Source organism: Pseudomonas sp. MM227 (assembly GCF_947090715.1).
Lineage (GTDB): Bacteria > Pseudomonadota > Gammaproteobacteria > Pseudomonadales > Pseudomonadaceae > Aquipseudomonas > Aquipseudomonas baltica.
In genome coordinates, this window is record NZ_OX352319.1 from 1,749,081 (window position 1) to 1,762,218 (window position 13,138).

Genomic DNA, 13,138 nt, shown 5'->3' on the forward strand with positions numbered 1-13,138 from the left:
CATCACGGATTCGAAATCGTGGAGGCACTACCCGATAACACTGCCTCTGCATTTGTGAACGCCTTTCTCAGGTCGATTCCATGACCATGGATGACCAGCTCCAATAGCGACGGATCATAATAACTGTCTCTGATTTTAAGAATGGAAAGCAGGCGTTTTAGTTCAGACTCATGTTCGACGAATCGCGTCAGCAGGATGTTGTCGACGATGCTGGAGAGGTCTGGCGCCGGCGAGGTGATCTCCGGACCGAACAGGCCGCGAACCTCCCACGTGGCGAACACCGTGACGCCACGGGCGCGCAGCTCGCTCATCAGGGTACTGAAGAACTCGGTCAGGCGTACGGTGCTGGTCGCCGTGCGGGCCATGCCGCCCAGGCTGTCGATGAGCAGTCGCTTGATGCCATGGACCTCGACATGGCGCAGCAGCCTTGCCCCCAGACCGTCGAGCAGCCCTTCGGTGGTTGGCTGCCAACACACGTGCAAAGCGCCGCTGGCTTGCAGCGCCTCGAAATCATGGCCAAGCGATCGCGCCTTGACCTGCAGGCGGCGCTCGGACTCGTACATGCCAAACAGCATGCCCGGCTGTTCGGGCGTGGACGCCGACAGGAAGCTGATTCCCATGCTGGTCTTGCCGATGCCCGACGGGCCCATTACCAGCGTCACCGAGGAACGCGGCAGACCGCCGCCAATCAGGTTGTCAAGCGCCGGAATGCCGCTGGGTATGCGGGTAAGATCGGTGGGGTCAGGGCACGAGGGGTGGCTGTACAGGCTTTCCAGGCGCGGGTACACCACCAGCCCATCGTCGGTGATCTCGCATTCGTGCAACCCTGACAGCGCGCCGCTGCCACGGGTCTTGCGCAGTTGGATGCGGCGCACCGAACGGGTGTTGAACAGCTCCTCGCCCAGTTCGATCACGCCATCGACCATGGTGTGCTCTGGGCTGCCGTCGTCCAGTCGCGAGCTGGTCAGGAACAGCACCGTACACCCGGCGAACGCCGCATGGCCCTGCAGCTCGGAGATGAATTTCTTGGTGTCGATCTGCGAGTCGGCCTTGGAGCGGGCATTGAGCACGCCATCAACGATCAATACCGTCGCTTTCTGCCGACTGATCTCGCGGCGCAGCAGCTTGACCACTTCGTCCAGGCCTTCGTTTTCCAGGGTGTCGAATGCGCTGACGAACTGGATCTCGTTGCCGATTTTCGAGGCATCGAAAAAGCTCAGCGTGGACAGGTACTGGAACAGCCGCTCATGGGATTCCGCAAGCAGGGTGGCGACCAGTACGCGGCCACCCTGGCTCACGTGATTGAAGCCCAACTGGTTGGCCAGGATGGTCTTGCCCGAACCCGGACGGCCCTGCACGATGTATGACGCACCGGCCACCAGCCCACCCTTGAGCAACAAATCGAGCCCTTCAATCCCGCTTGCGAGGCGCTTTAGCTGTTCCAATATCCGATCTGCCTGTATGGGTTGTACGCGATCGGCCATGTCTGCACGACGGTGACCGATCCATCAAATGCTGGGGATTCTATACCTTTTTGACCGAGCCAGTGCATCCAAACCCATGCCCCTGTAGCAGCGGCTTGCGCCAACGGTATGGCAGGTGTTCGCACTCCCTGTAGCAGCGGCGCAAGCCGCGTCCAGCAGCACCGCGGAGCCCCTGATCCACCTCAACCACCGCTAGACGGATTTCCGCCGACGTTCGTAATGTTCCAGCAACGGCTGGGTGCTGATGCCATGCACCAGAATGCTCAAGGCCACCACCGACAACGTCAGGCTGATACACACCTGCTCGACCGACTCCGGCAGTTCGTGGGCCAGTGCGTAGCACAGGTAGTAGATGGAGCCGATCCCGCGGATGCCGAACCAGCCCAGCAATGCTCGCTGATGGCCATCGAGCAGGCGGCGGCTGACCAGCAGCCATACGCTCAGCGGGCGAATCACGCAGAACAGTGCCGCCGCCAGGCCGACCGCACGCCAGTCCCAGTAGGCAGAAAGCGTTGCCCCCAGAATGGTGATCAGCAGCACTTCCATGGACCGTTCCACCAGATTGCCGAACACCAGGATGTCACCCATCATCACCCCAGCGGCCAATTGCCCGTCCTCCAGATCCTTGGGATGGGTGACGGTACCTTCCTCGGGCGCCAGGTCGCGGTGCCCCACGACCGGCTTGGCCAGATGCTCCGAAGGAACCTCGGATCTCGACGTACGCACTTCTGCCTGACGCAGGCCCAGGCCGGCCGCGAACACTGCGAGAAATCCGAAAGCGCCCAGGGATGCGGCGCCAAAGTACGACAGGGCAATCAGCGCCAACGCCAGAAAGTCGTTGGGCGAGTTGGTACTGTCGGCATTGCGCACACGCAGGTAGATCATCAGGTGACCGATGGCCCGGCCCATCCCGTAACCGACCAAGAGCCCGACCGGCACGCCCCACAGCAGATTCTCCAAGGCCCACTGGCCCAGCCAGTGGCTGTCCAGGCTGCCATGGTGCAGCATCAGCAGGCTGAGGATCACGAAGGGAAAGGCCGTACCGTCGTTGAGCCCGGCCTCACCCGACAGCCCGAAGCGCACACGGTCGAAGTCCTGCGCGCTATTCACCTGGACCATGGATGCCAGCACCGGATCGGTCGGCGCCAGCATGGCCCCCAGCAAGGTACTCACGCCCCAGGATAAGCCCAGGCCGTAGTGCGCCACCAGGCACACGCCCAGAATCGACACCAGCATGACCGGACCCGACAGCATATAGGCCGCTCGCCACGCGCTGCGCCCCAGGCCAAGTCGCAGCTTGATCCCGGTGCTGAACAGCGAGAACAGCACGGCAGCCTCCGCCAGGCGCTCGAGCCACGAGGCGGTGTCCTTGAAATCGGTGGTGAACAGACCCAGCCCCATGGGACCGATGGCCACGCCGAATGCCAGGCACACCGCAGAGGTCGTCACCGGCAGCCAGCGCAAGTAGGACGCCGTCAGCGCCAGCATCAACAGCAGGACGCCAAGAACGGCCATCCACAAAATAAAGCTCATCAGGCCTCGCCGGGCTTGCGCCCCTGAAATGGCTACAAAATGTAACCGCTTCAGATGTGACTGCCTGGCAGAGCGTTAGTTGAGTGGCAAAACGTCGCGGCCAGTGGCTACTGGCACAGGCGGCGAGCTGGCGTTATGGATTGCCCGAGATACCATAGCTCTGCTTGACGCGGTCCATGATCCCCGAGCGATTCGACGCATTGACTGTCTTCATCTGCCCCATGAGGTTTTCACCGGTCTTGCTCGCAAGCAGATCCTCATGAGTCTTGGCAATCTCTCCAAGCTCCTCCGCGCCATGCACCACACCGGTCACGGTCCACGCCGTCGACAACACCTTGAGTCCGAACTTCGCTACTGGATGCGGCACCACCGCAGCAGCGCCGTCCAGGCCTGCCTTGACCGTAGCGCCGAACGACAGGCCGGTGATCAGCTTGTCTTGCGTCAGCTCCTGCAGGTCGTGCAGTGACGCTTGCAGTTCCTCGGCCTTGGTTTCGGACAAGGTTGCCAGCTCGGCGGTGCCTTGCACGGCTTTCTGGGTATTCTTGATAGTGGCCTTGATGCTGTGCGCAACGCCGTTCACCGCATCCGTGGCAATAGCCCCCGCCAGAGGTGCCTTGTTGATCTGCGAGAGGTCGCCGGTCTGGCTGAACTCGACCACGGTGCCAACGCTTTCAGCGCCCTTGAGCACTGCACCGACGCCCGGCACTTGCCCATGCGCGAGGTGATCTGCCGTCTGCGCACGGCCCTTGGCGCTGTTCAGAATCTGCTGCCCCGGGCTGAATTGGTCCTTCATGCGCTGAACCTTGCCCATGGCGTTGTCCGCACGCTGGTCGCCCATCGAGGTGCTTGGCGGAGCAGCAGCTGGCTGTGCTGGCGCTTGCGACTGACGTTCGTGGTACTTGTACGCCTCGTAGCCGATACCCGCTGCGCCGACGCCGCCTTTGAACAAGGCACGCATCATCCGGCCATCGTCATCCACTGCAGACGACGGTGAGTTGCGCACCATGGCATACAGATTGAGCCCATCCACCGTCCCCGCCGGATCGGCGCTCAGCCAGCGTCCGGCCCAGGGCTGATAGTAGCGGTAGCCATAGTAGTAGAGCCCGGTGTCGTCGCGTTCCTTGCCCGAGTAACGGACGGTCTTGTAGCTCGCTTCGACTTGGTGGCGGCAGGCCCAGACCGAGGTGGCGCCGAACGGAAAGAATTCCTCGCGGCTGATGACTTGACCGTCGCCGTCGAGTTCCAGGCCATGACTGCCCAGCAGGTCGGTGTAGCTGTAGCGCAACTGATCGTTGGCCAGGCCCTCGGGACTGCCGTCTGGCCAGTGCAACAGGCGAATATGTTCGGCTACCTTGAGGCAATGCAGGGTCTGGCCGTCATGCTGGCGCAATTCCAGCCCCGGCAGGTAGCAAGTGCTTCCCTGCGCGTGGGTCTTGCGCAGTCGCTGGTGCTGCTGGCCGTAGAGGTAGTGCTCGGTGCCGGCCCCGGCGCGCGTCACGCTGGCCAGCTGCATGCGACTATTCCAGGCGACAGATTGGGAGCCGTCCAGCCCGCGTTGTTGCCCGGCGGCATCGAACTGGCGGTCGACCAGTGCCGGGTCATCGCACACGCTGCTCAACACGGCCCGGTTGGTGCACGCCGAGGTCGTCAGTCTGACCGTGTAGCCGGAATCGGTGGCTGGCACGGTGTGCCGAATGCTCTGCAGGTTGCCGGCCTCGTCGTACGCGTAGCGACGCTGGTACAGCGCATGGGCGTGGGTATCGATAGGGAGTGCAGATGGCAGGCTGCTGCTCATCTGGCCGAGTGCAGCCATCTGCCGGCCGCTGGCCAGGATCAACTGCGACAGCGAGTCGTAACAGTAGTCTTGCTGCGGATCGATTTTCTGATTGCGCCAGAAGCGTGTCTGCTCCGCTTGGTTGCGCACCTGAGTCACCCGACCGGTCGGGTCATAGCGGTAGCGCAGGTCCTGCAAGGTCTGGCGGTCGCTGGCGCGCTGGGTACGCATGCCGACCAGGCGTTGGGTGTCGGCTGCATAGGAATGGGTGATGACGACACCGTTGGCGTGCCGCTCGACTTCTTTCTGCCCCCCGGCTGTGTAGGTCACGTCCAGCACCACCGGCGTCTCCAAGCCGCCATTGCGAGTGACCCAACTGGCCCGGTACTGCCCGCAACGGTCATGGCCATGGCGTTGCCGATGGCCCCTGGCATCCTCGCTGGCGATGATTGCGCCGCAGGCATCGAAGCTCACCGTACTGGTCAGGCCTTGCGGTTCCAGGCACCGCGCCTCGCCTTGGGCATCGTCCTGCGCCCAGTCGCATTCGGTGTGGCCAGCTAGCAGTTGCAGGGTCTCGCCGGCAATTGCGCCGAGTAGGCTGCGCGCTTGCACGACGTGTCTGCCAGCGCTGTCGAAACGCGTCTGGCAGTGCCCGGCCAGGTTGAACGCTTTGGCCTCTGCGTCAACGCCCGCCCATTGCCAGCGCTCGGCGGTGCGAAAGGCGCCTTGGGCAGAGCGCTCCCGGATCGACAGCAGCCGGCCCGGCAGTGCCGCAGGTTCGTAGCAGCGCGTCTGCTCGACACCGTTCGCCAGCCATGTCATCGCCTCGCGGCCACACGCGTCGTACAGCGTTTGCGTGTTGCCGGCATCGACACTGCGGGTGTACAGGCATCGACCGCTCAAGCTGCGCACCTGTACCAGGTTGGCGGCCACTTCGGGACGCTTGGCCTGGGCCGCGTGAAGGCGCGGATCGATACTGCTGATCAATTGCCCGCTGGCGTCATGGCCGTAGCGGGTGATGCGGGCCTGCGCAGGACCCGCTTGGTCGCGGTGGTAGGCAATCTCGCGCAGCACCCGCGCCCGGCCGTCGAAGCAGCGCAGGGCAGGGGTTGCAGCATGGATGGTGTGAGCAGCACGTCAGTCATGGCAGTACCGATAAACAGGAATCAGGGATAGGCTTCCCGTTGTTGTAACCTGCCGTGTTTCGGCCCGCCTCGAGTGGGCGCTGTGATGACCCGTGCTACAGCCCTCGGCACCGATTGACAATTCTCCGATCCCTGACCATAGTTCCTGTCACGCAAACGTTTGCGGGTTTCCGCAAGCTGCGCTCGATAACAATCATAAGATCGGAGTAAACCCATGAAGCTGCCCTTCGCCGGACGCCTGCTCGCTGTCTCCCTGATGGCTGCCATCGGCGCCATCGCCCCGTTGCAATCCTCTTTCGCCGATACCCAGAAGCCCAAGGTCGCGCTGGTCATGAAGTCCCTGGCCAACGAATTCTTCCTGACCATGGAAGACGGCGCCAAAAGCTACCAGAAAGAGCACGCTGCCGATTTCGACCTGGTGTCCAACGGCATCAAGGACGAGTCCGACACTGCCAATCAGATCCGTATCGTCGAGCAGATGATCGTCGCCAAGGTCGACGCGCTGGTCATTGCCCCGGCGGACTCCAAGGCACTGGTACCCATCATCAAGAAAGCCATGGATGCAGGCATCAAGGTCGTCAATATCGACAACCAGCTCGATGCCGGGGTGCTTAAGAGCAAAGGCATCCAGGTGCCGTTCGTGGGCCCCGACAACCGCAAGGGCGCCAAGCTGGTGGGTGACTACCTGGCTACGCGCCTGAGCGCCGGCGACCAGGTCGGCATCATCGAAGGCGTACCGACCACCACCAACGCGCAGATGCGCACCGCCGGTTTCAAGGACGCCATGCAAGCGGCGCAGATGAACATCGTCTCGGTGCAGTCGGGTAACTGGGAAATCGACAAGGGCAATGCCGTCGCTTCGGCCATGCTCAACGAGTACCCGGACCTCAAGGCGCTGCTGGCCGGCAACGACAGCATGGCGCTGGGTGCAGTGTCTGCAGTGCGCGCCGCCGGCAAGGCGGGCAAGGTCCAGGTGGTCGGCTACGACAACATCAATGCCATCAAGCCGATGCTGAAAGACGGCCGCATACTGGCCACGGCCGACCAGTTCGCCGCCCGCCAGGCAGTGTTCGGCATCCAGAACGCCTTGGCCCTGGTCAAGGGCGACAAGCTCGACGTCGACGCCAACGGTGTCATCCAGACCCCGGTCGAGCTCGTCACCAAGCCTTGATGCAGTGCACCTCGCGGCAGGTCTGGCCAGTGCCGGCCTGTCGCCTGCAGGTGTGCCTGGAGAAACCTATGACATCCAACGTTGTGCTGTCGGTAAGTGGCATCGGCAAGACCTATGCCCAGCCGGTGCTGTGGGACATCGACCTTGAGTTGCACCGCGGCGAAGTGCTGGCCTTGACCGGCGAGAACGGCGCGGGCAAAAGCACGCTGTCGAAGATAATCGGTGGCCTGGAAGCACCCACCACCGGCCAGATGCAGTTCCAGGGCCAGCCATGGCTGCCGGGCAGTCGCACTGCAGCCGAGCGCGGCGGGGTGCGCATGGTCATGCAGGAACTCAACCTGTTGCCTACCCTGACCGTCGCGGAAAACCTGTTCCTCCATGATCTGCCCAGCCGTGCTGGCTGGATCGACCGTCGCCGCCTGCGCGAACAGGCCCGCCAGGCCATGGCGCAGGTGGGCCTGGATGCCATCGACCCGGACACCCTGGTCAGCGACCTTGGCATCGGCCATCAGCAGATGGTCGAAATCGCCCGCAACCTGATCGGCGACTGTCAGGTGCTGGTGCTCGACGAACCTACCGCCATGCTCACCGCACGCGAGGTCGACATGCTGTTCGCGCAGATCCTGCGGCTGCGCGAACGCGGGGTGTCGATCATCTACATTTCCCACCGGCTGGAAGAACTGGCGCAGGTCGCGCAACGCATCGCCGTGCTGCGCGACGGACGCCTGGTGTGCGTCGAACCGATGGCGCGCTACGACAGCGAACAGCTGGTGAACCTCATGGTCGGGCGCGAACTGGGCGAGCGTATCGACCTGGGCGAGCGACGCATCGGCGCGCCGATGTTCAAGGTGCAGGGCATGACCCGTGGCGACAAGGTCAAGGACGTGTCCTTCGAGGTGCGCCAGGGTGAAATTTTCGGTATTTCCGGATTGATCGGGGCTGGGCGTACCGAGCTGCTGCGGCTGATCTTCGGCGCCGATGCCAGCGATGCCGGTACCGTCGCGATCGGTCAACCACCCAAACCGGTGAGCATTCGCAGCCCGGCCGACGCCGTTGCTCATGGTATCGCCCTGATCACCGAAGACCGCAAGGGCGAAGGCCTGCTGCTGTCGCAGTCGATCAGCGCCAATATCGCCCTGGGCAACATGCCGGCCATTTCCGCGGCCGGTATCGTCGACAACAAGGCCGAGCGAGGCCTGGCCCAGCGCCAGATCGAGGCCATGCGCATCCGCAGTTCCAGCCCGGCGCAGACGGTGGCCGAGCTTTCCGGCGGCAATCAGCAGAAGGTGGTGATCGGCCGCTGGCTGGAGCGTGACTGCAACGTGCTGCTGTTCGACGAGCCCACCCGTGGCATCGACGTGGGCGCCAAATTCGACATCTATGCCCTGCTGGGCGAGCTCACCCGTCAGGGCAAGGCACTGGTGGTGGTGTCCAGCGACCTGCGCGAGCTGATGCTGATCTGCGATCGTATCGCGGTGCTCTCGGCCGGCCGCCTGATCGACACCTTCGAGCGCGAACACTGGAGCCAGGATGAACTGCTGGCAGCCGCGTTCGCCGGTTATCAAAAACGCGATGCGCTGCTGGCCGAGCCTGCAGCAAGGACCCCTGCATGAAAACTTCGACACTGCCCAAAGACACTCCCGGCGCAAAAACCGGCGGCACTTACCTGGGCCTCGGCACCTATCTGGGTCTGGCTGGCGCATTGCTGGCCATGATCGTCCTGTTCTCCCTGCTCAGCAGCCATTTCCTTTCGTACAGCACGTTCAGCACCATCGCCAACCAGATCCCCGACCTCATGGTGCTGGCCGTCGGCATGACCTTCGTGCTGATCATCGGCGGCATCGACCTGTCGGTGGGTTCGGTGCTGGCGCTGGCGGCCTCGGCGGTCAGTGTGGCGATCCTCGGCTGGGGCTGGAGCGTATTGCCCGCAGCCCTGCTCGGCATGGGTTGCGCAGCGCTCGCCGGCACCATCACCGGCTCGATCACCGTGGCCTGGCGGATTCCTTCGTTCATCGTCTCCCTGGGTGTGCTGGAAATGGCCCGCGGGGTTGCCTACCAGATGACCGATTCGCGCACCGCCTATATCGGCGATGCTTTCGCCTGGCTGTCCGACCCGGTAGCGTTCGGCATAGCGCCCTCGTTCCTGATCGCCCTCGGCGTCATCGCCATTGCCCACCTGACCCTGACTCGCACCGTGTTTGGCCGCTACCTGATCGGCATCGGTACCAACGAAGAAGCCGTGCGCCTGGCCGGCATCAACCCCAAGCCCTACAAGGTGCTGGTGTTCTCCCTCATGGGCCTGCTGGCAGGCGTGGCCGCGTTGTTCCAGATATCCCGGCTGGAGGCGGCCGACCCGAATGCCGGTGCTGGCCTGGAACTGCAGGTGATCGCCGCCGTGGTGATCGGCGGCACCAGCCTGATGGGCGGGCGCGGCTCGGTCATCAGCACCTTCTTTGGCGTGCTGATCATTTCCGTGCTGGCGGCCGGCCTGGCGCAGATCGGCGCAACCGAGCCGACCAAGCGCATCATCACCGGCGCGGTGATCGTCATCGCCGTGGTGCTCGACACCTATCGCAGCCAACGCGCACGCAAGCGGGGCTAGCATGGCGACCATCAAGGACGTGGCGGCGCGAGCCGGTATCTCCTACACCACCGTCTCGCACGTCGTGAACAACAGCCGGCCGGTCAGCGCGCACGTGCGGCGCAAGGTCGAGTCGGCGATCGCCGAGCTCAACTACGTTCCCAGTGCGGTGGCGCGCTCCTTGAAAGCGCGCAGCACAGCGACCATCGGCTTGTTGGTGCCCAACAGCGTCAACCCGTATTTCGCCGAGCTGGCGCGTGGTATCGAAGACTGCTGCGAGCGCAACGGCTACTGCGTGATCCTCTGCAACTGCGACGACGACCCGCAGAAGCAGCGCAACTACCTGCGCGTGCTGCTGGAGAAGCGCGTCGACGGTATTGTATTCGCCTCGGTGGGTGGCGATGCCGCGCTGACCGACATGCTCGCGGCGGTGCGCACGCCCATGGTCATCGTCGACCGCGGCCTGCAGCAGGTGGCAGCCGACCTGGTGTGCATCGATCACGAACAGGGTGGCTACCTGGCCACCCGGCATCTGCTCGAACTGGGCCATCACGCCATCGCCTGCATCAGTGGCCCGCAACATACCCATGTGGCGCAGCTGCGCCTGGACGGCTATCGTCGTGCGCTCGCCGAGTACGCCGTGCAACCCGCGCCCGAGCATGTCCTGCACAGCGATTTCACCAGTCCGGGTGGCTACCGTGCAGCGGTCGAGCTGCTCGCGGGGCCGGTGCCCACGGCGATCTTTGCGGCCAACGACATGATCGGCCTGGGCGTGCTGCGCGCGGCCGCCGAGCGTGGCGTCCGGGTACCCGAACAGCTGTCGGTCATCGGGTTCGACGATATCCAGCTCAGTCGCTATGTGTACCCGGCCCTGACCACCGTCGGCCAGCGCATCGGCGAATTGGGTGAAGTGGCTGCCGAGCGGCTTCTGGCGCGCATCGCCGGAGCGGCCGGTGCGGCTGCGACGCAACACGTCATCGCGCCACAGATCGTGGTGCGCGAGTCCACGGCGCGATACGCCGGTCTTTCCCATGAATTGCGCTGAGAGTGGTAGATGATGCAAGCAAACGTATTGGTAATAGGCAGTCTGAACATGGACCTGGTGGCGCAGGCCGAGCGTTTGCCGCAGGCGGGAGAAACCCTGCTGGGCCAGTCCTTCGCGACCGTGCCGGGCGGCAAGGGCGCCAACCAGGCGGTCGCTGCCGCGCGGCTGGGCGGGCAGGTGGCGATGATCGGCTGCGTCGGCGCCGACGCCTATGGCCAGGCGCTGCGCCAGGCGTTGGCCGATGAAGGCATCGACTGCCAGGGCGTACGGGTGGCTGAAGCGGTAGCGACCGGGATCGCGATGATCGTGGTCGATGCCAACAGCCAGAATGCGATCGTCATCGTGGCGGGCGGCAATGGCCAGCTCGAATGCGCCGACATCGAGCGTTTCGACCGCCTGCTGCTGGCCGCCGATGTGGTGGTGTGCCAGCTGGAAATTCCTCATGCGGTGGTGGCTTTCGCCTTGCAGCGCGCTCACCAGGCTGGCAAGACGGTCATTCTCAACCCGGCGCCGGTCAGCGGGCCGTTACCGCAGCAATGGCTGGGCTGGGTCGATTATTTGATCCCCAACGAAACCGAAACTCAGGCGCTCACCGGCCTGAGCGTCAGCTCGGTGGCCGAGGCCGAGCAGGCGGCCAGTGTTCTGCGCCAGGCCGGCGCCGGCAAGGTGCTCATCACCCTGGGTGAGCAGGGCCTGCTGTTTGCCGACGGCGCGCAGCCCCGGCATTATCCTGGACGCAAGGTGCAGGCGGTGGATACCACGGCGGCTGGCGATACGTTCGTCGGTGGCTTTGCCGCGGCGCTGGCCAGAGGCCTGGACGAGTCACAGGCCATTGCGTTCGGCCAGGCCGCCGCTGCACTGTCGGTCACCCGCGCCGGCGCCCAGCCTTCCATCCCGACCCTGGCGCAAGTGGAGCAGGTTGCATCGTGAAAAAGACCGCCTTGTTGAACATATCGCTTTCGCAACTGGTTGCGTCCCTGGGCCATGGCGATATCGTCGTGATCGGCGATGCCGGTTTGCCGGTACCACCGGGCGTGCCCTTGATCGATCTGGCCTTGACGCCAGGCATTCCCAGCTTCATCAGCACGCTGGACGTGCTGCTCAGCGAAATGCAGGTGGAAAGCCACGTGATCGCCGAGGAGATGCTGCAGGTGCTGCCGCCGGCGTTGGCGCGAATCCAGCAGTTGCACGAGCAGGGCGCCCTCGGTGTGCGCCAGTCGGTCAGCCATGCGCGGTTCAAGGAGCTGTCGCGGAACGCTCGCGCCATCGTGCGCACTGGCGAATGCCAGCCCTACAGCAATATCGCCCTGTTGGCGGGCGTCACTTTCTAGACTTACCACTGAGCACAAGGAGTGCAACATGCAACGTTCCCTGCTGACCCTGCTTCGAGGATTTTCATTGATGGCCCTGCTGACCAGCGCTGCCGCCACGGCGGCCGACAAGATCGATCTGATCATCGACACCGACCCCGGCGCCGACGATGTCGTCGCCTTGCTGCTGGCCCTGGCTTCGCCCGAGGAGATCAACGTCCGCGCCCTCACGACCGTGGCCGGCAACGTGCGCCTCGACAAGACCTCGCGAAACGCACGCCTGGCCCGTGAGTGGGCGGGTCGCGAAGATGTGCCGGTCTATGCCGGTGCCCCCAAGCCGCTGGTCCGCGAGCCGATCTATGCCGCCAACGTGCATGGCGAGGAGGGCGTGCCTGGTATCGCCGTGCATGAGCCGAGCAAAGGGCTGGCCCAGGGCAACGCGGTGCAGTATTTGATCGACACCCTGAGCAATGCCGAACCCCACAGCATCACCCTGGCAATGTTGGGGCCACAGACCAACCTGGCGCTGGCACTGATCCAGGCGCCCGGCATCACCCAGGGCATCAAGGAAGTGATCGTCATGGGGGGCGCGCACTTCAATGGCGGCAATATCACCCCGGTGGCCGAGTTCAACCTGTTCGCAGACCCTCACGCCGCCCAGGTGGTACTGGCCAGCGGCGTCAAGCTCACCTACGTGCCACTGGATGTCACCCACAAGGTTCTGACCAGCCCGGCGCGCCTGCAGCAGTTGGCTACCTTGCAAAACAAAGCCGGGCCGCGGGTGGTGGATATTCTGCAGGCGTACGTCAAGGCCGACATGGAGCACTACGGGCTGCCCGGCGGCCCGGTTCACGATGCCAGCGTGATTGCCTATCTGCTGGCGCCAGAGCTGTTCAGCGGGCGCAAGGTCAACCTGACCATCGACAGCCGGGAAGGCCCGAGCTTCGGCCAGACCGTGGCCGACTGGTACGGTACGCTCGAGCAGCCGGCCAACGTGTTCTGGGTGAACGAGGGAAATGCACAGGGCTTTTTCGATCTGCTGACCCAACGCCTGCAGCGTCTGCCCTGACCGGCCGAAGCGCCGGTGCATCACGG

At 64.1% G+C, this 13,138-nt stretch carries 10 protein-coding genes; 7 read left to right on the forward strand and 3 right to left on the reverse strand.

The genetic code is table 11. The annotated features are described in order from the left end of the window. Window positions 1–2: 2 nt before the first annotated feature. The 3 genes from ONG87_RS07995 to ONG87_RS08005 all read right to left on the reverse strand — a co-directional run bounded on the left by ONG87_RS07995 (window position 3) and on the right by ONG87_RS08005 (window position 5,865). On the reverse strand, window positions 3–1,448 hold the full coding sequence (locus ONG87_RS07995; protein WP_163007616.1) for an ATPase domain-containing protein: 1,446 nt from the start codon (window positions 1,446–1,448) through the stop codon (window positions 3–5). Window positions 1,449–1,676: 228 nt separating this feature from the next. Beyond that, complete coding sequence (locus ONG87_RS08000) at window positions 1,677–3,017, reverse strand: sodium:proton antiporter (RefSeq protein ID WP_185793694.1); 1,341 nt, start codon at window positions 3,015–3,017, stop codon at window positions 1,677–1,679. Window positions 3,018–3,150: 133 nt separating this feature from the next. After that, complete coding sequence (locus ONG87_RS08005; protein ID WP_264382589.1) at window positions 3,151–5,865, reverse strand: RHS repeat domain-containing protein; 2,715 nt, start codon at window positions 5,863–5,865, stop codon at window positions 3,151–3,153. A 285-nt stretch (window positions 5,866–6,150) separates the two neighbouring features. Here ONG87_RS08005 and ONG87_RS08010 point away from each other — a divergent pair, with 285 nt between their 5' ends. The 7 genes from ONG87_RS08010 to ONG87_RS08040 all read left to right on the forward strand — a co-directional run bounded on the left by ONG87_RS08010 (window position 6,151) and on the right by ONG87_RS08040 (window position 13,112). After that, window positions 6,151–7,107 (forward strand): sugar ABC transporter substrate-binding protein, encoded by a 957-nt coding sequence (locus tag ONG87_RS08010; protein ID WP_122478742.1) that lies wholly within the window; start codon window positions 6,151–6,153, stop codon window positions 7,105–7,107. A gap of 68 nt (window positions 7,108–7,175) precedes the next feature. Continuing rightward, window positions 7,176–8,720, forward strand: a complete 1,545-nt coding sequence (locus ONG87_RS08015; RefSeq protein ID WP_192054195.1) for a sugar ABC transporter ATP-binding protein — start codon at window positions 7,176–7,178, stop codon at window positions 8,718–8,720. Continuing rightward, complete coding sequence (locus ONG87_RS08020) at window positions 8,717–9,709, forward strand: ABC transporter permease (RefSeq protein ID WP_185793690.1); 993 nt, start codon at window positions 8,717–8,719, stop codon at window positions 9,707–9,709. Before ONG87_RS08015 ends, ONG87_RS08020 begins: the two co-directional genes overlap by 4 nt. 1 nt (window position 9,710) lies before the next feature. Next, complete coding sequence (locus ONG87_RS08025; RefSeq protein WP_264382590.1) at window positions 9,711–10,733, forward strand: LacI family DNA-binding transcriptional regulator; 1,023 nt, start codon at window positions 9,711–9,713, stop codon at window positions 10,731–10,733. Between the two features lie 12 nt (window positions 10,734–10,745). Then, window positions 10,746–11,663: a ribokinase gene (gene rbsK, locus ONG87_RS08030; RefSeq protein ID WP_185794182.1), complete on the forward strand. Its 918-nt coding sequence runs from the start codon at window positions 10,746–10,748 to the stop codon at window positions 11,661–11,663. Then, window positions 11,660–12,064: a D-ribose pyranase gene (gene rbsD / locus ONG87_RS08035; RefSeq protein ID WP_122478734.1), complete on the forward strand. Its 405-nt coding sequence runs from the start codon at window positions 11,660–11,662 to the stop codon at window positions 12,062–12,064. Before rbsK ends, rbsD begins: the two co-directional genes overlap by 4 nt. Window positions 12,065–12,092: 28 nt before the next feature. Further along, window positions 12,093–13,112 carry a nucleoside hydrolase gene (locus tag ONG87_RS08040; RefSeq protein ID WP_264382591.1) on the forward strand — a complete coding sequence of 340 codons (1,020 nt, stop codon included), beginning with the start codon at window positions 12,093–12,095 and terminating at the stop codon, window positions 13,110–13,112. The last annotated feature ends 26 nt before the right edge of the window (window positions 13,113–13,138 follow it).

Coding starts and splice junctions, on each gene's coding strand:
- ONG87_RS08000 (WP_185793694.1), bottom strand. CDS start 3,017: ATGAGCTTTATTTTGTGGATGGCCGTTCTTGGCGTCCTGCTGTTGATG.
- ONG87_RS08010 (WP_122478742.1), top strand. CDS start 6,151: ATGAAGCTGCCCTTCGCCGGACGCCTGCTCGCTGTCTCCCTGATGGCT.
- ONG87_RS08015 (WP_192054195.1), top strand. CDS start 7,176: ATGACATCCAACGTTGTGCTGTCGGTAAGTGGCATCGGCAAGACCTAT.
- ONG87_RS08020 (WP_185793690.1), top strand. CDS start 8,717: ATGAAAACTTCGACACTGCCCAAAGACACTCCCGGCGCAAAAACCGGC.
- ONG87_RS08025 (WP_264382590.1), top strand. CDS start 9,711: ATGGCGACCATCAAGGACGTGGCGGCGCGAGCCGGTATCTCCTACACC.
- rbsK (WP_185794182.1), top strand. CDS start 10,746: ATGCAAGCAAACGTATTGGTAATAGGCAGTCTGAACATGGACCTGGTG.
- ONG87_RS08040 (WP_264382591.1), top strand. CDS start 12,093: ATGCAACGTTCCCTGCTGACCCTGCTTCGAGGATTTTCATTGATGGCC.